The 20,645-nt window shown below is 47.8% G+C and carries 21 protein-coding genes; 13 read left to right on the forward strand and 8 right to left on the reverse strand.

Going from position 1 to position 20,645, the window contains the following annotated elements:
- The first annotated feature begins 85 nt into the window (after window positions 1-85).
- From VP504_RS21030 to VP504_RS21060, 7 genes are all read left to right on the forward strand, one after another.
- Window positions 86-856 (forward strand): DUF3450 domain-containing protein, encoded by a 771-nt coding sequence (locus VP504_RS21030; protein ID WP_325895305.1) that lies wholly within the window; start codon window positions 86-88, stop codon window positions 854-856.
- Window positions 857-885: 29 nt separating this feature from the next.
- Window positions 886-2,187 carry a MotA/TolQ/ExbB proton channel family protein gene (locus tag VP504_RS21035; protein WP_442788943.1) on the forward strand — a complete coding sequence of 434 codons (1,302 nt, stop codon included), beginning with the start codon at window positions 886-888 and terminating at the stop codon, window positions 2,185-2,187.
- Window positions 2,184-2,735 (forward strand): MotA/TolQ/ExbB proton channel family protein, encoded by a 552-nt coding sequence (locus VP504_RS21040; RefSeq protein ID WP_325895307.1) that lies wholly within the window; start codon window positions 2,184-2,186, stop codon window positions 2,733-2,735. Before VP504_RS21035 ends, VP504_RS21040 begins: the two co-directional genes overlap by 4 nt.
- Complete coding sequence (locus tag VP504_RS21045) at window positions 2,732-3,136, forward strand: ExbD/TolR family protein (protein ID WP_325895308.1); 405 nt, start codon at window positions 2,732-2,734, stop codon at window positions 3,134-3,136. The genes VP504_RS21040 and VP504_RS21045 overlap by 4 nt, the downstream gene beginning before the upstream one ends.
- The gene (locus VP504_RS21050; protein ID WP_325895309.1) at window positions 3,136-3,795 is read left to right on the forward strand and encodes an energy transducer TonB; all 660 of its coding nucleotides are present in this window, start codon (window positions 3,136-3,138) and stop codon (window positions 3,793-3,795) included. The genes VP504_RS21045 and VP504_RS21050 overlap by 1 nt, the downstream gene beginning before the upstream one ends.
- Window positions 3,792-4,976 (forward strand): tetratricopeptide repeat protein, encoded by a 1,185-nt coding sequence (locus VP504_RS21055; RefSeq protein ID WP_325895310.1) that lies wholly within the window; start codon window positions 3,792-3,794, stop codon window positions 4,974-4,976. The genes VP504_RS21050 and VP504_RS21055 overlap by 4 nt, the downstream gene beginning before the upstream one ends.
- A 220-nt stretch (window positions 4,977-5,196) precedes the next feature.
- Window positions 5,197-5,745, forward strand: a complete 549-nt coding sequence (locus tag VP504_RS21060; RefSeq protein WP_325895311.1) for a hypothetical protein — start codon at window positions 5,197-5,199, stop codon at window positions 5,743-5,745.
- A 64-nt stretch (window positions 5,746-5,809) separates the two neighbouring features.
- On the opposite strand, the gene VP504_RS21065 is transcribed toward VP504_RS21060, so the two are convergent.
- The 5 genes from VP504_RS21065 to VP504_RS21085 form a co-directional block, all read right to left on the reverse strand.
- Window positions 5,810-6,049 carry a hypothetical protein gene (locus VP504_RS21065; RefSeq protein WP_325895312.1) on the reverse strand — a complete coding sequence of 80 codons (240 nt, stop codon included), beginning with the start codon at window positions 6,047-6,049 and terminating at the stop codon, window positions 5,810-5,812.
- A gap of 144 nt (window positions 6,050-6,193) precedes the next feature.
- Window positions 6,194-7,045: an AAC(3) family N-acetyltransferase gene (locus VP504_RS21070; protein WP_325895313.1), complete on the reverse strand. Its 852-nt coding sequence runs from the start codon at window positions 7,043-7,045 to the stop codon at window positions 6,194-6,196.
- A gap of 10 nt (window positions 7,046-7,055) precedes the next feature.
- A complete protein-coding gene (locus VP504_RS21075; RefSeq protein WP_325895314.1) occupies window positions 7,056-8,837 on the reverse strand; it encodes a family 20 glycosylhydrolase in 1,782 nt (593 codons plus the stop codon).
- A gap of 21 nt (window positions 8,838-8,858) precedes the next feature.
- Entirely contained in the window at window positions 8,859-9,938 is a 1,080-nt protein-coding gene (locus tag VP504_RS21080) for an ROK family transcriptional regulator (protein WP_325895315.1), read from the reverse strand.
- Window positions 9,939-10,286: 348 nt separating this feature from the next.
- Window positions 10,287-10,508 (reverse strand): hypothetical protein, encoded by a 222-nt coding sequence (locus VP504_RS21085; RefSeq protein ID WP_325895316.1) that lies wholly within the window; start codon window positions 10,506-10,508, stop codon window positions 10,287-10,289.
- 53 nt (window positions 10,509-10,561) lie between these two features.
- On the opposite strand from VP504_RS21085, the gene VP504_RS21090 reads away from it, so the two are divergent.
- The 5 genes from VP504_RS21090 (at window position 10,562) to VP504_RS21110 (ending at window position 14,752) form a co-directional block, all read left to right on the forward strand.
- Complete coding sequence (locus VP504_RS21090; RefSeq protein WP_325895317.1) at window positions 10,562-11,731, forward strand: MFS transporter; 1,170 nt, start codon at window positions 10,562-10,564, stop codon at window positions 11,729-11,731.
- A gap of 96 nt (window positions 11,732-11,827) precedes the next feature.
- Window positions 11,828-11,977 (forward strand): hypothetical protein, encoded by a 150-nt coding sequence (locus VP504_RS21095; RefSeq protein ID WP_198159540.1) that lies wholly within the window; start codon window positions 11,828-11,830, stop codon window positions 11,975-11,977.
- A 171-nt stretch (window positions 11,978-12,148) separates the two neighbouring features.
- Window positions 12,149-12,820: a glutaredoxin 2 gene (gene grxB / locus VP504_RS21100; RefSeq protein WP_325895318.1), complete on the forward strand. Its 672-nt coding sequence runs from the start codon at window positions 12,149-12,151 to the stop codon at window positions 12,818-12,820.
- A gap of 231 nt (window positions 12,821-13,051) precedes the next feature.
- Window positions 13,052-14,053 carry a cytochrome-c peroxidase gene (locus VP504_RS21105; protein ID WP_325895319.1) on the forward strand — a complete coding sequence of 334 codons (1,002 nt, stop codon included), beginning with the start codon at window positions 13,052-13,054 and terminating at the stop codon, window positions 14,051-14,053.
- Window positions 14,054-14,065: 12 nt separating this feature from the next.
- The gene (locus VP504_RS21110; RefSeq protein ID WP_325895320.1) at window positions 14,066-14,752 is read left to right on the forward strand and encodes an MOSC domain-containing protein; all 687 of its coding nucleotides are present in this window, start codon (window positions 14,066-14,068) and stop codon (window positions 14,750-14,752) included.
- 48 nt (window positions 14,753-14,800) lie between these two features.
- On the opposite strand, the gene VP504_RS21115 is transcribed toward VP504_RS21110, so the two are convergent.
- Together VP504_RS21115 and VP504_RS21120 are read right to left on the reverse strand one after the other, a co-directional pair.
- Window positions 14,801-15,154 (reverse strand): DUF2750 domain-containing protein, encoded by a 354-nt coding sequence (locus VP504_RS21115; RefSeq protein ID WP_325895321.1) that lies wholly within the window; start codon window positions 15,152-15,154, stop codon window positions 14,801-14,803.
- Window positions 15,155-15,226: 72 nt separating this feature from the next.
- On the reverse strand, window positions 15,227-16,570 hold the full coding sequence (locus tag VP504_RS21120; RefSeq protein ID WP_325895322.1) for an aminotransferase-like domain-containing protein: 1,344 nt from the start codon (window positions 16,568-16,570) through the stop codon (window positions 15,227-15,229).
- A gap of 186 nt (window positions 16,571-16,756) precedes the next feature.
- Here VP504_RS21120 and VP504_RS21125 point away from each other — a divergent pair, with 186 nt between their 5' ends.
- Entirely contained in the window at window positions 16,757-17,623 is an 867-nt protein-coding gene (locus VP504_RS21125; RefSeq protein WP_325895323.1) for an NAD(P)-dependent oxidoreductase, read from the forward strand.
- A 64-nt stretch (window positions 17,624-17,687) separates the two neighbouring features.
- Here VP504_RS21125 and VP504_RS21130 read toward each other — a convergent pair whose 3' ends face one another.
- Window positions 17,688-20,009: a PKD domain-containing protein gene (locus VP504_RS21130; protein WP_325895324.1), complete on the reverse strand. Its 2,322-nt coding sequence runs from the start codon at window positions 20,007-20,009 to the stop codon at window positions 17,688-17,690.
- Between the last annotated feature and the right edge of the window lie 636 nt (window positions 20,010-20,645).

The following is a 20,645-nucleotide window of genomic DNA, read 5'->3' on the forward strand; positions in this document are numbered from 1 at the left end:
GGATTAAAATCACATCCTGCCGCGCTAACCTTGAAAAGTGTGTGCTGTTTTACACTATGCTTTACGCCCAGAGAGACACAACTTCATGAATGCTGTAAAGCGCTTCGGCGCTGCAACCCTGTTAAGCCTGCCTTTATTCGCGCAAGCGACCGAACTTGATAAAGCTGCTGCTATTGAAACCCAAACGGTAAAAGCGGCAGCGGTATCGCAACAACGTATCGATGTTAGCGATGAGCAAGCCCAATTCACCAAAGCGGAAATCGAAAGGCTGCAACGCGAAATCGAAAACCTCACGCTTTATCGCAATCATCTCAAATCATTGGTAGAGAATCAGGAGCAGGAACAGGCTAGTCTGAACCAGCAATTGACGGATATTGCCCAAACCCGTCAGGGCATTGTACCGCTGATGTACCGCATGATTGATGATCTTGACGTCTGGGTTAGTCAGGACTTGCCGATTAAGCCTGAGCAGCGTCAAAGCCGTGTCGATGGACTGAAGACTTTGATGACACGCGCTGATGTGGCAGATGCGGAAAAATTCCGCCGCATCCTTGAAGCTTACCAAATCGAACTTGATTATGGCGCTAAGCTCGGCACTTATCAGGAAACTCTGTCTCTGGATGGTGTCGACAGAGAAGTTGACGTCCTACACCTCGGGCGTCTGTCTTTGGTGGCGAGAAGCCTCAATGGTGACGCGTTCTGGTTTTATGAACAGTCGACAGCGAAATGGCTGCCGGTCGATAAACGTGCCTATGAAGCTATTCAGCAAGCTTTCGATGTTGCTAAAAAGAAGCAACCTCCAACACTGATGGCGTTACCGCTTTCTATTTCTATGTCGAAAGGAGCGGAGCAGTGAAAACATTCTCTGTATTTGCCCTGAGCGCCATGCTGCTTAGTGCGCCCGTCACTGCGGATTTGGTGAGTGAAACCAAAACGGCTCAAGCCGAATCAGAACAGCATAATGTCGTCCGCGAATCTGGATTCAGTGCGACTGAGCAAACGTTGAAAGCCAAACTTGCTGAGCTTAAGGCTCAACAAGTGGCATTGGAAACAGAAACGGAGCAGCTAAGTGCAGCATTCAGTTTCAATGAAGAAACGTTGGCTGCGCTGGAAGAAACACTGAGATTGGAAACCGGTAGTCTAGGTGAAGTGTTTGGTGTGGTGCGTCAGGCGGGCCGGGAAGTGAATGCCGAACGTTATAACGCACCTGCAACCATCAACCAAGCTGGTATGGACAATGCTCTGGATGCTATCTCCGATGCGAAATCCTTACCTTCTTTGCCAACGTTAACGGCATTCTGGAAAGGCATGCTGCAAGAGCTTAAAAATAGTGGCGAGATTGGGTCTGAAAATGTCAGTGTACGTGACAGTAGCGGCGTGGTGACACCTCAGGAGGTTCTGCGTCTCGGCAACATTAGCCTCGTTAACAATGACGGTTACTTAGAATGGGACAGTACCCGCCAGCAAGCTAATGAGCTTCCAGTTGTAGATGGGGGACTGAACAGCGCGTCGATTTCTTCACTGCCAATTGGAGACCTTGCGCTGATGGATCCAACCCGTGGCACTGTGATCAAACAACTGGCAAATACACCGTCATTGCGAGACAGATTTGAGCAAGGTGGTGTCGTCGGGAAAATCATTGCAGCACTGTTGGCGGTCGGACTTATCATTGCTCTGGTGCGTGGCTTCAGTATGTTCCGTGCGCGTCTTGCCATCGCCAAACAAATCAAAATGCCAATGCAGCCGGGCAACAACCCGCTTGGTCGAATCCTGAATGTGCACCGCAATGAGCCTGACCGCTCTCTTGATACGCTGGAGCTTCGCTTGATGGAAGCCATCATGGATGAGCAACAGCATTTTGAGAAAGGCCTGTCGATGCTCAAACTGCTGGCCGCGCTCGCCCCAATGTTGGGTCTGTTGGGCACCGTGACAGGGATGATTGAAACCTTCCAGGTGATCACCCAATATGGTAACGGAGACCCCACGATTATGGCGGGCGGTATCTCGATGGCATTGGTGACCACTGTACTGGGTTTGGTTACTGCTATCCCGCTACTGCTTGCTCACAATATCCTCAGCACGCAGGCAGATACACTGCGCGGCACGCTGGAGAAAGTCGGGGTCAGCTTAGTGGCAGAGCAGTCTGAAGCCTCAAATACCGTTCAACCAATAGTGAAGCTGGCATGACAGAAGTGACCGTTCTGGAGTTGCCCGGCATGAATGATTGGTGGCTCTCTCTTAGCGATTTTATGACGCAAGGCGGCCCTGTACTTTGGGGGTTAGCCTTAGTCGCTGCCCTGAGTTGGTTGTTGGTGTTTGAACGTTTACTGTTTCTCATTACCGCCTTTCCGGGCCTGAAAAAGCAAACTATTGCGAAATGGCAATCAAGGGAAGACAAAACCTCATGGGTGTCGCGGTCTATGCGTGAAAGTTGGTTGTTTGAAGCGCGTACTCAGCTCTATCGTAATCTCAATTTCCTGAAAGCTTTGGTAGCGATTTGCCCAATGCTCGGTCTGCTTGGAACAGTGACAGGGATGATTTCGGTGTTTGACTTGATGGCGCTGGAAGGGACGGGCGAGCCCCGCTCAATGGCGGCGGGTATTTCACTGGCGACTCTGCCAACCATGGCAGGTATGGTGATTGCGTTGGCAGGGCTGTTTGCCCATGCCAGACTCCAGAAAACCTGTGAGCGCCGTGAGGCATCATTGGCTCAGGCACTAAGGAGTCAGGCATGAGATTTCAACGTCACCAAAAACAGCGTGAAGATGCTCAAATCGATCTGACTTCGATGCTCGATATCGTCTTCATCATGCTGATCTTTTTTATCGTTACCAGCACCTTTGTCCGTGAATCAGGGGTGGATGTGAACCGTCCTACTGCAAGCAATGCCACCGCACAAAAGAGCGTTGGTATCTATGTGGCAGTAACGGCAAACAATGACATCTACATCGACAAAACAAGGGTTGATGAAGAGCGTGTCGAATCCACGCTGACCCGTTTAGTCAGCGAGCAGCCCGAAGCATCGCTGGTCATACAGGCCGATGAGCACGCCTACAGTGGAACGGTCGTAAAAGTGATCGATGCAGCGAAGGGCGCTGGTATCGTGAAGATTGCGTTGGCAGCGGAGAAACCCTAATGCTGCGAATGCTATTGGCACTACCGATGGGGCTGCTGAGTGCTTTTGGTCTTTTTGCTCTCATGGCTACCATGGTTGCGGCTCCTGCCGGCTCACTAAAAGACGAAGGCCTGCCATTGGCCTTTGATGTATTCATGACTGAGCCTGAAAGCGAGATAGAACGCCGTGACCGCGTCGCACCGACGAAGCCTGACGTTCCACCTCCGCCGCCAAGCATGCAAATGAGCGCGCCGACTGCATTAGCAACTGCACCGTCTATCCAGCCTGTGATGCCGGATATTGCTATGGATATGCAGGTGGATGGTATGAGCATCAATATGCCGGCCATTAAAGCTGCACCCGCTCCCGCAGTGGGAGAACTGACCCCTTCATTTGGACAGGGTAATCAGGCTGCTATGCCTCTGGTGCGTATTCAGCCCAGCTACCCGACTAAAGCCCTGCGGCGCGGTATCGAAGGGTATGTGGTGGTGAGCTTTACAATTAATGAAGAGGGCCGACCTTCAGGCATAAAGATCATAGAAGCTTCGCCAAAGCGGATCTTTGACCGAGAGGCGATACGAGCTATTAAAAAATGGAAATACACTCCGTTGCTTATCGATGGTAAAGCGGTATCGCAGCCTGGCCAATCACAAAAGCTGGAGTTTGTTCTGACAAAATGAAGCGTCTCATTCAACAGATAATCAGCCGTTGTTCAGTGCTTGTTTTGCTAATGAGTGTTTTGTCTTTGCCTTATGTGCAAGCAGCTCAGCTATCGGCCATGACCGCAAGACAAGTGCAGAAAGCACTTGAATTCCAAGCTGAAGAGCAGTGGAAAGAAGCTGCGTTAGTGCTGGAAAGTGTTGGCACACCTACGGAGTACGACAAAGCTTTCGTGAACCGTATGCTAGGCGTAGTTTACTGGCAAAAAGAGCAACCGCTTAAAGCTATCAACGCTTTGTACGCATCGGTAAACAGCAAAGTATTGGACGAAGAGGCACAGCGTGCTTCAGAGCGAATGCTTGCAGATTTGCTAATGACCCAATCGCGTTATCAGGATGCGTTACGGCTTTATTATCCGCTTTCAACATCGAAAGAACTGCGCCAGAAAGATCGAGGTGAAATTTGGCTGCGAATTGCTCAGGCCCATTATCAGGATGAACAGTACAGTAAAGCGCTTAAAGGTATCAATGCCCACTTGAAGCTAGCATCTGCTAAGCCCTCTTCTTTGTCGTTGAAATTGGGTTCGCAACTGAAGCTTAAACACTGGAAAGGGTCGACCCGTACGCTGAAGCAATTGATCGCGATTGAACCGGGTAAGAAAACCTGGTGGATACAGCTGGTGGGCAGCTACCAACGCTTGAACGACAAAAAGCAGATGCTCAATACCCTGGTGCTGGCTACACGCAAAGGTATAACGCTGTCTGATTCTGAGAAGGTGATGATGGCTCAGTTATACCAACAACAGGGCGTACCGGAAAAAGCTGCAGCGGTAATGGCGGAAGTGAATCAAGTTGAGGCAGACACGACACGCTTGGTGATGGAGGCGTCCTATTGGCAGCATGCCAAAGAATGGGACAAGGCCATTGTTGCTTGGGAACGCGCTGCTTATCACGCGCCGAAATACTATTGGGTTGCTGCACAACTGTCACTTCAACATGGTCAATACCAAAAAGCGCTATCGCTACTTGAGAGGGTTAACAATCCGGAAAAAGCGCCTGACGTTGAACTTGCCCGTGCGTTAGCTTATGACAAACTTAACGAGTTCGATAAAGCGCTTCTCCATGCTAAAAGGGCTAATGAGCTGAAACCGTCGGATAAAAGTCAGTCGTGGATTCAGTATCTTACCCAGAAGACCCTTTAGGCTTGATGCGCAAAAGCATCAAGCCTGTACATTTTCGCCTCATAAATACCTAAAATACTCATTGATTAGTACATCAATATCACTTTATTATCAGGATCTGCCCTGATAACCGTCTGCAATCGCGTTATTAGGTGGTTAAAGATTCGGCAGTGTATGGCTGTCGGTTATGGAAAACACACCTTTGAGCGAATCACGCTCACCTGTAAGAGAAGTACCCTGAATGACGTTAGATCTCATCACAGAAATCCTAGGATGGACCTCTGTTGCTTTTTATATTGCTATCACGATTTTCAACAGCATGAAATTTACTCGTTTTGCTGCATTTGGCTCCGCAGCAAATGACACGCTGTGGGCATTCCTTATGGGTTGGTGGCCGAAAGTTATCCTGAACCTGTCGGTAGCGTCTTTGAATACATACCGTTATGTGAAAGACTTCACCAACGCGTCAAAATCAGTGATTCTTGCGTTGAGTGGCGTGATGGCAGCGGGCATTATCTATATCGCTTATGTGGCGGTAACAGCTTTCATTGCTGATCCAACATTACCAGTAGCGCTGCAGTTTGCTGACTTAGGTATCATCCTTTTGGCGCTCTACATGACTACGCTAACCAACTACCGCAAGTTGATGTTGCTGTCAGGTTTCATCGGAATGGCTGCATACTATGGCAATCCTCAGATGATGATTATCAAAGCACTGGTTATCGGCATCATGAGTTACAAGCTGATGTTTGATAAATCGCAGAAGCTTGAAACCGCGGAAGCGGCATAAACTGATAGAAATGTAAAAAAGGCATCTCATAGAGATGCCTTTTTGTATTATTGATACATCTGGTTTATCCGATAAATCCATCATCAATGCATACCATCGCACATCGTTCTGCGGCATGAGTTGCATCTTCCTGACTTTTGAAAATCGACAGCGATTTGTCTGAGTTCATCAGCTCATAGGCTTTAGACTCTTCTGCGCCCTGGTTTGCAGAGGAGGTAAAAGAAAACGAGGCAGCATACCCACCTAGGTCTTCGCGTTTGTTCACCTTCACTATGTAACTGATATTGTTATGCGTTCCTTTCATTATCATTGTCCTATTTTAGTTACATGTGTTTAATAAAGTAGACATAAAATTTAAATCCGTCAAAATTCTTTCAGTATCCGGGCTGGTATACGAATTTATTCGGGGTTTAGAGAAAAAATACCCCAGAGTGACGTTGTCACAAATTTAGTTTAAGGGTAGAAATGGAGATATCGAAAATATCAATTTCATAGGCCAGTTGGCGGTATTTGCGCCTCCAATTGCCATGTCTTCACAACGTGGACAATCCTCCGAGCAACGTGTGATAGCAGGGTCTGCAATTAACGCCAGTGTGCATGTTTCAAGCAGTGCAAGAAGTGGGTAGGCTAACCATAAACTTTCACCGACTCGCCTTTCTGTCTGGATAGGGCTCAAATAGGGCGTAAGATGGGTAAAGCCATTGGAGCATGAGCCAACACAGGTTTCTACCACGCCACGACGTGAGGTTAGCGCCCAGCGACGGAACAGGCTTTTTCCTGCCAGTTGCTCGGCATAATGGATTGCTGTGATGCTGTTTGGCGTGACACCCATTGATAGCACGACGGCGTTTTGGGTCTCAGTGGACTGATAAACACCATAGACGTTAAAGTCATCTTGTGGTGCGAGTACCGCTTCAGCGAGCGGACCTACTGCTGAGTAGCTATTCATCGGGTGCTCCGTCCTAATGCGATTGGGATGGTTTAGCACTGCTTTGGCGAAAGCACCCATTGAGGGCTCAATGTCATTTGCGTCCGCATCATACGGCGACGGGTCAATTTCAAGCTCACCACGATAACCATTTTGGGCGTATTCGATACCTTCAGGCGAGTGGCACATAGGAAAATAGGTAAATGTTGGTACGACCACTGTGCATCCTGCAGAAAGAAATAACTCGAGCAGCCTGTTTGCGCCCCCTTCCAATCTGCCGAAAGAGCGCATTGCACAGTGGGCAAAGATTACCTTGTCAGTGAGCTTCAGTGTTTCAATCGCACTCTTGATGTCGTTGTCTGCGGTGTTCACAGAGCTTCTCCTAGTGAATTTCATTTGTTTCGTGGAGGCTCAACAGCGAAGACAAGTACTCAAGACGACTGCTACTTTGCGCCATGCCTCCTGGACGGTAATGCTCTAGCCAAAGCTCACGATAACCTTGAATCAGCGGGCGTAATCTTGCTTGCAGCATTTGTTTCCTTTCGACGCCAAATTTCTGAACGTCACGATGTTCCCCCTCGCCATAGCCTTGCGCGATGAAACAGCCGATTTCTAGTGCATCTACAGTCCAGAGAAGGTCATTTCTGAGTTCATTATCAGGTAGCGGAGCAAGTTTCTCTTTCCAGCTTTTCAGCTCGGCCAGTGTATGGTCGAGGTTATTGATCGCTAGTCCCTTCATGCGCTTAATATGACGGCCTGATTGTTGATCAAACAAGATCGGACCAAAAAAAGCACAGTTGGGTGTTTCAATACCCGTCGAGCGGTAAATATCCTGCAGAGCGATCAATGTGCTCAATTCAACATCAGAGATATCAGGGTAATACCAACTAACAGGAATGGTCATATCATCGTCAGTTTGCTGCTCTTCCCCCCAAGCCATGGCAGCGGCGAAGGCATAACCTGGAATTGGCATGGCATGTTGTTGACCGTGACCCATATCGCCCCACTCGGTCACCATATATCCGTCAGCCCTAAATCGCTTCGCGGATTTGGCTGCGCGACGCATATGCGTTGTCGCAGTACTCCATCTTCCGGCAACTGATGCAAAGCAATCAGTGGAAACGACCACATGAAATGGGTAGCCAAAAAGGGCTAGCTGCTTGTGTTCAGCGTCAAAAGGGTGGTCTGCTTCATAGCCCCAGTTCAACAAGGTGAGGTTGTCGGGGAGTTGGTCGATAAGATTTGGGTAACGGAAAAGCATATCACTGAAAATCTGACATTGTTTTCCCTTGGACTCAGCAATTTCCAACACTTTGTTGAGGTAGTTGAGAAAGACCTTGCCTTTACCGAAAATTTCGCAGGCAGACTTGCTGGCACCCACACCCAAATCCATGGTTTCATCGAAGTTAAGATTGATAATATCGCTGGAAAAATTAGGGGTGACTTCCGAAAGTAATTCATTCACAAAAATAGCGGTTTGCTCGCTGATGGGGTTCAGGCCAAATGCGCCGGGTCTGAAATCACCACGCTGATCCTGAAAGCCTGTGGTTTGTTCGGCCAGATGCTGATATTCAGGGTGACAGAGCCATTTTTCCATGTGCCCGAATGCCGCTTGATTAGCGACAAGTTCAATGCCGACTTGCTGGCAGTAAGCATCAACTTCACGAATTTCTTCCGCTGTCATTGGCGAGTAATCTTGCCATACCGTTGCATGCTTCTGATAGGCAAACGTGTGCTCGGTATAAAGCTGGAACTGGTTGAAACGCAATGCGCTAAAGTAATCAATCAGTCTTTTAAGTGTGCTCATGGTTGGTACTCGGTCCCTACTGATATCGAGCAACACGGAGCGAGTGGGAAAGTCTGGCCAATCTTCTATGACAGCGTCTTCCTTGACCGCTGCATTAGTATCAATGAGCTGGTTCAAAGCAAGGTGTGCATAACGAATACCTGGAAGATCGCTGTATTCAATCACGACGCCATCATCTGGGAAGCTTATCCGAAAGCCTTGTTCCGGCAAGGCAGGATCGTGCCGGTAAGTGAGTGCGGTATGATGCAGTCTTGCGCCAAAATTGACCGGACATGTCGTTATGATGCTTGAAACGCTGACGTGTTTTCTGGCGTATCCGGGAAAGTAGCGTTTTGGTGCGGGAAAAATGGTTACCATCAGACTTCCTTGTCATTCACCCTAAATCGAAAGATTACCGTTCTGGGGCAGGTTCAGGCTCTCAGCCAGTTTCAGTTCCGGCGTGAGCAATTTCTGCCATGCCATTGATGCTGCACCCATTGCCGCGGCTTGAGGCCCCAGCAATGAGAATTCAATATTTGGTTTGATAATCAAGGAACCGGACAGGGAGTCGCTATGTTTGCGGAGTGAGGCGGCAAGTTCTGAACCAAATGATAGACCGTTCCCTCCGATGACAATGCGACGAACGCTCATCAGGCTGCATATGTTCACGGCAAGAGCCGAGAATTCTTCGATGATGACACTAGGCGTCGGTTCGGCGCCCCTCATAAACTCCTGACTGTTAAACTGGCCCGCCATGTAGTTTTCTCCATAGAAAAGCTGACGGTTGAGGACAACGCCGACACCGATGCCAAGACGGTGATACAGCTCACGGGCATGGTGTGTAGAGAGCAATACATAGAGGAAGTGATCATACGGCAGGCTTCGTTGCTGCATTAACTCACCCCATGCACCGCAATTGGCATCGTTATCCAGAAAAACAGGGAAGGGGAATAGACGTTTAAACTGCGGCGCAAAGTTAATTGGCGAGCGAACTGAAAGGGCATGGGAGACATGCAACTGACTTGTATCGGGGTCAATAATACCAGGCATACCAATGCCAATTGCAAGCACCCTCGGGAAGAGCTTCTGAATGGCATCGACGCAGGGGACAAGGGCATCCAACATAGCTTTGTCTATGGGTGCCTGAGTATCGATAGGAAGCATGTCGTGGTAAACCACTTGGCCAAGCAAGTTGACGACGGAAACTTTCAATGTGTCAGAGTTGACGTCTACCCCGATAAGTACGCCAAATTCGGGGTTGAAGACGAGGGAAACCTTGGGACGGCCACCTTTGCCTGTGATCATCTGCGGTTGCTCGAGGATCATCCCGATATCCAGCAGGTGGTTGACGGTTTTGGTCACGGTAGATTTATCCAATCCAAGCTTTGCTGCGACATCAATACGAGAGACGCTGGGGGTTTGCCAAAGGGAGTTGATAATGCCAGCCGTATTTGTCGTACGGCTTAATTTGATTGACAAGGCTTTAGTTTCCAAAAACAACTTAACTCAGGAATATGTTATTAGCGATGATTTAAAAAACAACGAATTGCCCAGAATTCATGGCGCGTTTCACCAATTAAATTCAATAGATTGAAGTGGGTCGAATTGATTTTGAAATAAGCGAGCTGAATATCAAATAGATTCGAGTGGTGATGTCTCGGAATGAAACCAGATGTTAATGGTGAAGGCGGCAACCGATTGAGCCGGAGTATCATCAAATAGTGACCTGAATTGATACCCGAACAACCTGAAGGTTGTTGAATTCAGAGCCCCTAGGGCGAGTTGACTAACGTCGTGCTCATTGTTGTTCCTTTTTGAAGGAGATGGCTACACCTTCAGCGGAACGTCGCGATCACAATGCCAGTCAATCTCGCTGGATCCTGCCTCTTCGCGCTGTTTGGGTATATCAATTGCTCTAGGAAAAATGTCGTCACCTACGCCACCATCTGTGGTGCGGTTTTGACGGAAGAACTGACTTTCCGAATGACAGTATCGCTGGGAGTCTTCACTTTGATTGTCGATAAAGTTGGGGCAAAAGGTTGCTGTCATTCACATGCTGCGGGATACTCGAAACTTCGTCTGTCTTTCAGGAATTTCATGAAATGAATAGAAACGTCTGGTTGTTAGCACTTTGTCAGGCCCTACTAATGAGCGGCAATATTGTGCTGATTTCTGTGAATGGGTTGATAGGCCAGCAACTCTCACCCAGCGATACTTGGGTGACGCTGCCTGTTTCTACTCAATTTGTTGGATTGATGATGGCGACGATTCCTGCGTCTCTCATCATGGCGAAAATCGGGCGAAAGAACGGTTTCCGGCTCGGTAATATTATAGGCATTTTTGGGGCACTACTCTGTGTGTATGCTTTGCAGCAAGGGGCCTTTTGGCTATTTTGCTTTAGCACCTTGTTGTTGGGTATCGGCATAGGGTTTGGCACGCTATACCGTTTTGCGGCGATAGAAGTCAGTGAACCGGAAAGCCGTGACAAGGCAATTTCGCTTTCCATGGCCGGTGGCGTATTGGCTGCTGTTCTGGGGCCTAACCTTGCTATTGCCAGCCAACATTGGCTGCCCGGCACCCACTTCAGTGGTGCCTTTATCGGTATTACCGTCCTTTATATCCTCTCGCTTCTGGTTCTGAATTTCATCGCCTTACCTGCAGCTATACCTCCGCAGGACCAAGCTGCACAAAGTCCGGTAGGGCAAATTCTGAAGGCTCCGGGTTATCTTGTGGCCGTTATTGCCGCCGTTGTCGCGTATGCGGTAATGAACCTTCTGATGACAGTCACACCGATTGCCATGCACAAACACGGCTTCCACTTCGAACAGGCCGCATTGGTGATTGAGTGGCATGTACTGGGCATGTTTGTGCCTTCGTTTTTTACTGGCAACATCATTGGAAAGATTGGCGCGCGCATGACGATTCTCCTGGGGAGCCTGTTTTTTGTCGGCTGTATTCTCGTGAATCTCAACGGTGTTTCTGAGTGGCACTTCCGTATTGCGTTGGTGCTGCTGGGTGTAGGCTGGAACTTTATGTTCATCGGTGCAACCAGTCAGCTCACCCAGACCTACCTACCACAGGATAAGCCGCGTGCCCAAGCAATCAACGAATTTGCCGTGTTTGGCAGCGTTACCCTGACGGCGCTGATGGCGGGTAACCTTGAAGTGACTTTGGGTTGGCAGACCCTGAATTTAGTGATGCTACCATTTGTTTGTGCGGTTCCGCTTATTTATCTGTTGTTTACACGAACACCCAAAAAAGTGGAGGTTTAGACACTGCCTTTTACTCAGTTTTTCGGGTTCAGAAAACCCGCTTTAAGCTCCTTTCGACTGCTATCTTTAGTGAATCACCGTTGAGGAGTGAGTGATATGGAACTGGAAAATGAGCGTGGTGAAACCATGCATCTTGCCGACGACCTAACGCTTAAAGAAATGGTTGATATGGGGCTTCTGGTGGTGTTATCAGATGCCAGTGATGAAGCTGACGATTGCTGGATTCCAACCGATCCACTCGAATAGCCTGAAAGACGTTGAAAAGCCCTTCAAGGGCTTTTTTATTGCTTGGAATTTCAACTGCGAATTAATCGCGGTGTGATCCTGCATGAAACATCTTCGTTTTCCTTTGGGAGAAAACGCATTACAATCTGCGCGTCATATTTGTGCCACAAAAGTGTTCAAAAAGGATGTCTCATGAAACTGTTTGTGTTTGACCACTGCCCGTTTTGCGTAAAAGCGATGATGGTTGCAGGCTTAAAGAAGGTGGATCTGGAGCTTGTCTACCTACAAAACCACGACGTGGATGCACGTATTGAAAAAGTCGGAGCGAATCTGGTTCCGATCCTTCAAAAAGATGATGGCAGCTACATGGCGGAGAGTTTGGATATCGCCGCTTACCTTGACAATCTGGATGGTACACCTGCGTTTTCGGAAGGTACCTTGGATGAACGCATTACGGCTTGGATGAACATTGCAGGACAGTTTGGCTCCCGTCTAATTTATCCGCGTTGGATGATGATCGAATTGCCTGAATTCCAGAGTGAAGAGGCCAAATCTTGGTTCACGAAAAACAAATCAGCCATGATCAAGATGTCTTTCGATGAAGCGTTTGCTAGCAGTGAAGAGTACATCGCCAAGCTGAATGTTGAACTGTTGAAACTGGATTGGTTAGTACCGCCTTCACAGCGTAACAATATGCTGACCTATGACGACATTAATATCTTCCCATTCCTGCGTAACTACACGCTAACGAAAGATCTGCGCTACCCAGGGAATGTCCGCCAGTACCTTGACGAAGTTTCTAAGCTAACTGGGGTTGCGCTTTTTGACAGGGTGGCGATCGGGAGTCCAGTTGTAACAGCTTAGATAGCAGAATTGAGAATAAAGGGCGAAATATCGCCCCTTATTTTTCACCTTTCCCCACCCATTCAGAAGTCTCTGTAAAGATTCCCTTGCGTATCAATCAACTAGTTCAGTATCAAGTCGGTTTGAGTTGTAGCGATTGATAATTTCGTGACACACCATCGGTTAAATAGGCTGTATCGAGTCAAAACCATATGTTAAGTATTTCCTATCCTCAGCGAAAGGAAAATACAGATGAAAAGAATCAGTTTGGCAAGGTTGAGCAAAGCAGCACTAGCATTTTTGTGGTTGCTCTCGTTGAATGTCATGGCATCGGATGATCTCCGGCAATTAGGTTTAAGTGTATTTGGTGTTATGCCGCATTCAATGCCTGGCAGTGAGAAAGACTCGCCAGAGCAGATTGAACTGGGTAAAAACCTTTACTTTGAAACCGCACTCTCTGGCAATGGAAGTCAGTCGTGTAATAGTTGCCATGATTTAGACAAATCGGGTTCTGGTACAGAGCCGTTATCGGTCTCCGTGGGGGCATTGGGAAAACTGGGTACCCGAAACAGCCTTACTACGTGGAATGCAGGTTTCCAATTTGTACAATTTTGGGATGGCAGAGCGAAAACACTCAGTGAGCAAGCGAAAAGCCCCATCCTGAATCCACTTGAAATGGCGATGTCTTCTGAGGAAGAGGCTGTGGTTCGACTGAAAGAGAAAGGCTACAAGCCCCAGTTTGATAAAGCTTTCCCCCATGATGAGAATGCTCTGTCGTTCAACAATATCACTCAAGCCTTGGCGGCGTTCCAACGAACACTGGTAACACAAGACAGATTTGATGATTGGCTGATGGGTGACGATAACGCACTCTCAGAGCAGGAGGTAAGGGGGATGAAGCGGTTTGTTACAGCCGGGTGTCATGCTTGTCACAATGGCCCTTTGATGGGAGGCCAACTCTTCATGAAAATGGGCTTGGTGAACCCTTATCCCAATAAAGTCGATAAGGGCAGAGCGTCGGTTACGGGAAGCCGCGCAGATAATTTCATCTTTAAAGTTCCCACGCTGCGAAATGTCGGCAAGACTTCTCCTTACTTTCATGATGGCGCAGTATTTTCGTTGGAACAGGCTGTGCGCGATACAGCGTGGCATCAACTTGGTGTCAAACTCAATGAGCGGGATGTTGAAGACATGACGGCATTTCTGCAATCGCTCGACAATAAAAAGAAAATCGAATTCTCGAACCACGAATGACAGGGAAGGACGATGCAAAAAATGTATCCCATTAACAAGGTCTTTACCGGAAAAGTGAAAAGTCAGTTTGGCATGATGACCGCCATGGGAAAGCAGCCGGTTGAAGGGGAGATATTCCTATCCGCACTGGGGCTTCAAGGAGATGAGTGCGAGTCTGATAAACACCATGGAGGTGTTGAGAGGGCGCTACATCAGTATCCCTCTGAGCACTATGACTTTTGGCACGTGAAGTTCGGTAATACGGCTGACTGGCAGCCAGCAGGAATGGGTGAAAACATCAGCACCGAAGGTATGACAGAAAACGATGTCTGCATTGGCGATAAATACCAGTGGGGTAACGCGGTGATTCAAGTGAGTCAACCCCGTTCGCCATGTTACAAGCTCAACAAGCGTTGGGGTGTAGAGACGTTTTCAGAGGTGATGCAGGAAACGGCCAAATGTGGCTGGTTGTATCGTGTGATCAAGCCGGGGTTTGTCAGTGCTGCGGAGCCACTGATTTTGATTGAGCGCGCTGAAAACGCTTTGACCATCAAACAAACCTGCGATTACTACTTTGGTGACCCATTGAACCCTGAAGGGCTTAGATTAATTGCTGCGCAGGAAGGGCTATCAGCAAGTTGGACTCGTACCGTCAACAAGCGTATCGAAACGCAGCAGGTAGAAAACTGGACGCCAAGGCTGAAAGGGATCTTCGCCTGAAGAAAAAGCCGCGAGCAATCTCGCGGCTTTTTGGGAAGGATATACCTCTTACAGGTACATCTTCGCCAGCTCGGAAGGCTCGATTTCTTTGCCTTCCAGCTCTGCATTCCAGTTGGTACCAACTAGCACGCCGTCTTCATCCAGCGTGATGAGCCAGTCTTCAACAAACACATCCAGTGGGATTTCAGTGATTTCGAAATCAGCCCACTCATCTACATTTTGCTGTGCAGCGTCTTCTTTCGAAGACCAGAACGGCATCACTTCGCTTTCTTCAAACTCGCTCGAGTCACAAGCTAGCCAGCCTTCCTCTTCGTTTTTCAGACCCCAAACCACGTTAGTGCGCTTGGTTTCTTCAACGAACAACATTAGATTTGCCTGAACGTCTGCAGTTAGTTTGCTCATTTTTCAATTCTCATGGGAAATTTCGCCGTTAGAGTAACACTTTCATTCCAAAGGTGCTTTATTCCGGTGTCGTTAATTCAGGAAATCACTGAATGGGATAGGCTTGCTGGCCAATAATTCTGCGAATTGGCCTAGCCCTTCTTCAAATCGTTCTCTTGAGCTGATAGACATTAGCGACAGTCGGACACAATTAGGGGTGTCACCGACTGAAAAATACCCGCCGTGACTGACAAGAATCGCACGCTTTTTCGCTTCTTCTACCAATCGGTCTACCTGCCAATGTTCTGGCAACTTCAACCAGATATGAAAACCAGACGCTGTTTCGTAAAAGTCTTTGAGGATATCTGCTGCCACGGTTTGGCGATGCTCTGCCTCACGAAGTTGTGCACTGGTCAGCTCAAAGGCGGTACCTTGTTCAATCAGGCCTGTCGCAGCCGCGAAATTAATGGGAGAAGCCAACCAGATGTTGGCGCGGATATGAGCTGCCAGAGCAGGCAGCAAGGCATCTGGTGCTTTGATATAACCACAGCGCATCGCCGGACTGACAGCTTTCGACAAACTGGTGATATAGATGCTTTGCTGCGGCAGCAGATCAGAAATAGCTGGGATAGGAGTATTGTTCAAGAAGGCATAGATGTCATCTTCGACCAGATAGGCTGAAGAGGCTTTGATGACGTCGGCGATTGCCTGACGTCTTGAAACAGACATGGTGATGCCTGTCGGGTTGTGGTGTGACGGAATACAGATAACCAGCTTCGGGGAGTGCTGCTTGATCATCTTCCTCAAATGTTTGGGACAGAGACCATCATCATCAAGGTTGACACCGACAACCTCACGTCCAGCGAGATTGGCAATCGCCAGCATGCCAGGGTACGTCAGAGCTTCGACCGCGACGGTGTCACCGGGCTCTGTGAGGGTTTCAACTAAGAGCGACAATGCGTGCTGTGCACCGTTTGTTAGTAGTACATTCTCGGAGCTTGCAGATTGAAGGCCATGTTTCTGCATCCAGATTGCTCCAGCCGCCCGGTGGGCAGAATGGCCTGAGTCATCAGCATACGCCAGTAACGTCGGTGAAAGGGTTTCAGCTGCCTGAGAATATGCTTGGGTAAGTGCATTGAGGTTCAAACTCAAACAGGGCTGGAGAATAGAAAAGTTAAAATCTAATTCTTGATGTTGAGGTTGGATAACCTGACTAAGAGCAGACTTGTCCCGAACAAAGGTGCCACGCCCAACAAATGATTCAACGCGCCCCGACTGCGCCAACAGCTTATAGGCTTTTGAAACGGTGGCTGGCGTGGTGCCAAGTTCATTGGCCAATTCCCTGTGAGGCGGCAGTTTGGCGCCGGCAGGGTAGAACCCTTGTTCGATTCTTGACGTTATCTGATTGGCAATGTCTTTGAATTTGGTTTCACTCAAAAGGTGCTCTCTGTGCCTGCTCGCGGTATGGATTAAATTATGACCAAAGGTGCGAATAATTGAAATAGTTTAATTATGTCATTATTTATAATTGACATATGTCAATTGATGCAATTATAGTCGCTTCGGAATGGTTAAACAATCGCCTTTACAGACATCAACAAATACCCAAAAGGAGAATTTATCATGGCTCAGGAAAAAGTCGCATTTATCGGTCTCGGCGTTATGGGCTATCCGATGGCTGGTCACCTAAAGAATGCAGGCTTCGAGACTACCGTTTACAACCGCACGGCAGCCAAAGCTGAAGCATGGGCTGATGAATATAAAGGTAGATTCGCTCTAACGCCCCGCGAAGCGGCACAAGATTGTGATGTGGTATTTGTCTGTGTAGGTAATGATGATGATGTGCGCAGCGTGATTTATGGTGACGACGGCGTATTGGCCAGCATGAGAGCAGGAAGTGTGCTGATAGATCACACCACTACATCCGCAACGTTGGCTGAAGAACTCGCTGCCGCTTGTCAGAATAAAGGTATCCACTTTATTGATGCGCCTGTTTCTGGTGGTCAGGCAGGTGCAGAAAATGGCGTATTAACCGTAATGTGTGGCGGCGAGCAAGCGGTATTTGATGCTGTGAAGTCTGTTATTGATGCTTACGCTAAGCAAGCGGTTCTGATGGGTGAAAATGGTCAGGGCCAACGTTGCAAAATGGTGAACCAAATCTGTATCACAGGTATCTTGCAGGGCTTGAGTGAAGCATTGATATTTGCGCAGGCGTCAGGTCTGGATATTGAACAGATGGTGAATGTCCTCAAGCACGGTGCCGCAGGTTCGTGGCAGATGGAAAACCGTGCCGTCACTATGACGCAGGACAAATTCGACTTTGGTTTTGCCATTGACTGGATGCGAAAAGACTTAGGGATCTGTCTGGATGAAGCGGCAGGCCAAGGTCTCGAACTGCCATTGGCCAAAGAAGTAGACGAAAAATACGCCCGCCTCCAAGTTCAAGGTTTTGGGCGCATGGATACTTCCATTCTTATCAAGGCTCAGTGATAGCTTGATCTTATTGAGCGCTCAGTCAAAAAGAGCAGCTAAGCTGCTCTTTTTGATGATAGAGTTAAGAACATTGCCCCAAGTTCTCCCAAACTCCCCACTCGCCCGTCGTACCGGGTTCTTCATTTTGCGTCCACCATTTGGCTTGGTACACGTTGCCTTTGTGGAGAACGCGATCACCAGTGTTGTAAGCCGTACCTGGTTGCCAGGCGGCGTAACACTCTGGTACTGGATTGTCTTTCGAAACCACTATCGTGGTGACTTTCTTATCTGTCAGCCCCTTGACGTCGGCCACAATTAGCGTCACCTCATAGCTACCCTGCTGTTGGTAAGTATGCGTCGGGCTTTTTTCTGATGACTCAGTGCCGTCCCCAAACTGCCATGTGTGGCTAGCAATGCCAGCATCATCGGTCGATATATTTTGGAAGCTGACGGTCAGCGCTGAAGCGGAGAAACTGAAATCTGCAACAGGAGGGAGGTTATCTCCCGGTGATGTATGGCAGTCTCCGTTTACCAACCAGACTTGGGGGTAAAGATCTGGTTGTGCGCCAGTAGACCACCAAGTCGCTTTGTACGTTTTACCTTTAAAACTCACAATATCACCTGAGGAATAGCTCTTATTGGGATCCCAAGCAGCAACTGAACATGAACTGTCTGAATCAGACACTGTTACCGTATTAACTGCAACGTCACTGTTCCCCTTGCTATCAGCGACTGTCAGCGAGACGGAATAAGTCCCACTTGTCGCATAAGTGTGTGACGGACTCTGCTGAGAAGAAGAGCGGCCATCACCGAAATCCCATTGATATGAAGCAATCGGGCCTGTCGACAGGTTGCTGAATAATGCGGTTAGTGCATTGGTTTTATGTGAGAAAGAAGCATCAACAACAGGAGAAACGTCTTTGCAGTGCTCACCAGTTTTGCTGCCAGCAGCGACCCCCACTTGTTGGAAGGCGTCAACGACATCATCGACACAGTACCCCAAGTCGCTGGCGGCATTGAAAACGCCTGACGCAGCATGGTCAAACGTTGATCTTGCTTGCCAGTAAAGTTGGTTTGCTCGGAGGAAAATATCAAACCCTTTGCGGATATCCCAATTCGGCTTTGTGGCCAATAGATAGAAGGCTTTGTTAAACACTCCAGAGCTGTGGTGTACATCTATCCCTGAATAGTAGTCTTTAGCGTGGCCAATGGATTTTCCGTCCAGTGGAGGGTTATCCATATGACGCATGGCACCACTGCCTTTCTTGATCCGGTCGCCAATTTTCCAGTTGTAGCTTCCTTCCAGATAATAAATCGCTGCTGCGCCTGCAATATCAGAAAACGCTTCGTTAATGCCTCCCGACTGATTTTTGTATTCCAAATCGGAGTTCTGCTGAGTGACACCATGGCTAACTTCATGAGAAACAACATCCAGAGAAACGAGAGGATAAAAGTAGGATTGACCGTCTCCAAATGTCATTTGTTGGCCGTCCCAAAAAGCGTTTTCGTAGTTTCGATCGAAGTGAACGCGCATACGCAATTTCTGGCGGATGGGTGCGATACCGTACCATTCCTTGTACATATTGAAGACAATTTGTCCGAAGGCATGAGCGTCATTTAGCGGGGAGTATGCGCCGTTGACTTCTCGTTCACTGTTTTCGAAGCAGTTAAAGCTATGGATACTACCGCCACTTTTTTGATGTCTCATATCCAGAGTTTCGACGTTTTCGCTGTCTAAATAACATGTACTTCCTGACTGCGTAACGTCAAACGCAGGATAGTCAGTACCAAAGTGATAGCGGCCGGTTTTTTGATTTCCACCCGGTCCTGTGCTTTGCGCATGATTTAGGCCTTCCCAGCTGTCCAGAACTTTACCGGACATTGCGTCAATAAAGCTAATGGGGCGTGTCGGCTTATCGCTGTAAACAACATAGGAGACCTTCCATGCTAGGTGGGCGATATCATTTTCGTCCAACCAAATCATGAGCTGCTTTTCGGGATATTGGATCTGGTATAGCTCGTGCCCTTTAAGTGTAAGTAAGGTTGACAGGGCTTCATCATCGCTAATTGAGGGTGTTGTTGTTGGGAGGTCTTGTTCGATACCAGTGATAGCGCTCCCAACAAAGCCGCTGAGGCGTCCTAGTTGCCCCTTATTTGCTACGAAGCTCTCTCCATAAATGGGAAGGCCTTGATAGGTTTGACTGATTCTTACCACCTCGTTACCACTAAGGTCTCTTCCTGAAAAGCCCTCTATGTAGGACTGACCTTCCAGCAATGCTTCAACCTGATTGTCCGCTTTGGCAAAGCTTGGAAGTTCAAGATTAATCCGTTCTGCAGCAACAGAGGGTAGCGAAGTTACTGCGATCGTGACACAAAGAGATAGCATATGAAATTTCGGTTTCATTTATTTGTTCACCAATTTGTATTTATGGGTTAGAGGTAACAGCGATAAATACCTACGTGTTTTCAGCTACGTTAAAACAGCTGGCTTTTATCAATGAGTGTGTAGAGGAAATTTGGCAACTATTCCGCATACGGATTTTTATTAAAGTGAAATGGTAAAGATGAAATGACGAGTAAGTTGATATTTAAACAGTAACTTATTATTCCATTGCATGGTTAATTCGACATCAATCGTAAAAGTTAGTGGGTTAGGTTAGGAGTTGGTGCTCTTTTTGCTCCGTCATGTAACGAAATTGTTGCAATCATTGCCTGCTAAGAGATCATGATATTGAGTCTCGAATAAAAGTAGTTATTAACCAATTGAAAATATTAATGAAAATTTTACTTTCATCTTTAAGGGTGGAATGTCTGATTAATATGACGTTAGGAAAGAAGGTCTTACATATTTAATCGTAATGTATATAAATTCTGGCATTAAGAAAATTGGCTGATACTTGCGATTATTAAGATCTTATACTCAAACGACCTGAAGATGCGCGAATCTTCAGGTCGTTTGGGTATATGTATATAGAATATCTCGAAATAAAAAGCCGGAGATAACTCCGGCTTAGGTTTGGATATAAGGTGAAGACGTTAA

This window comes from Grimontia sp. NTOU-MAR1, from assembly GCF_035758505.1.
In the GTDB taxonomy this organism is placed as follows: domain Bacteria; phylum Pseudomonadota; class Gammaproteobacteria; order Enterobacterales; family Vibrionaceae; genus Enterovibrio; species Enterovibrio marinus.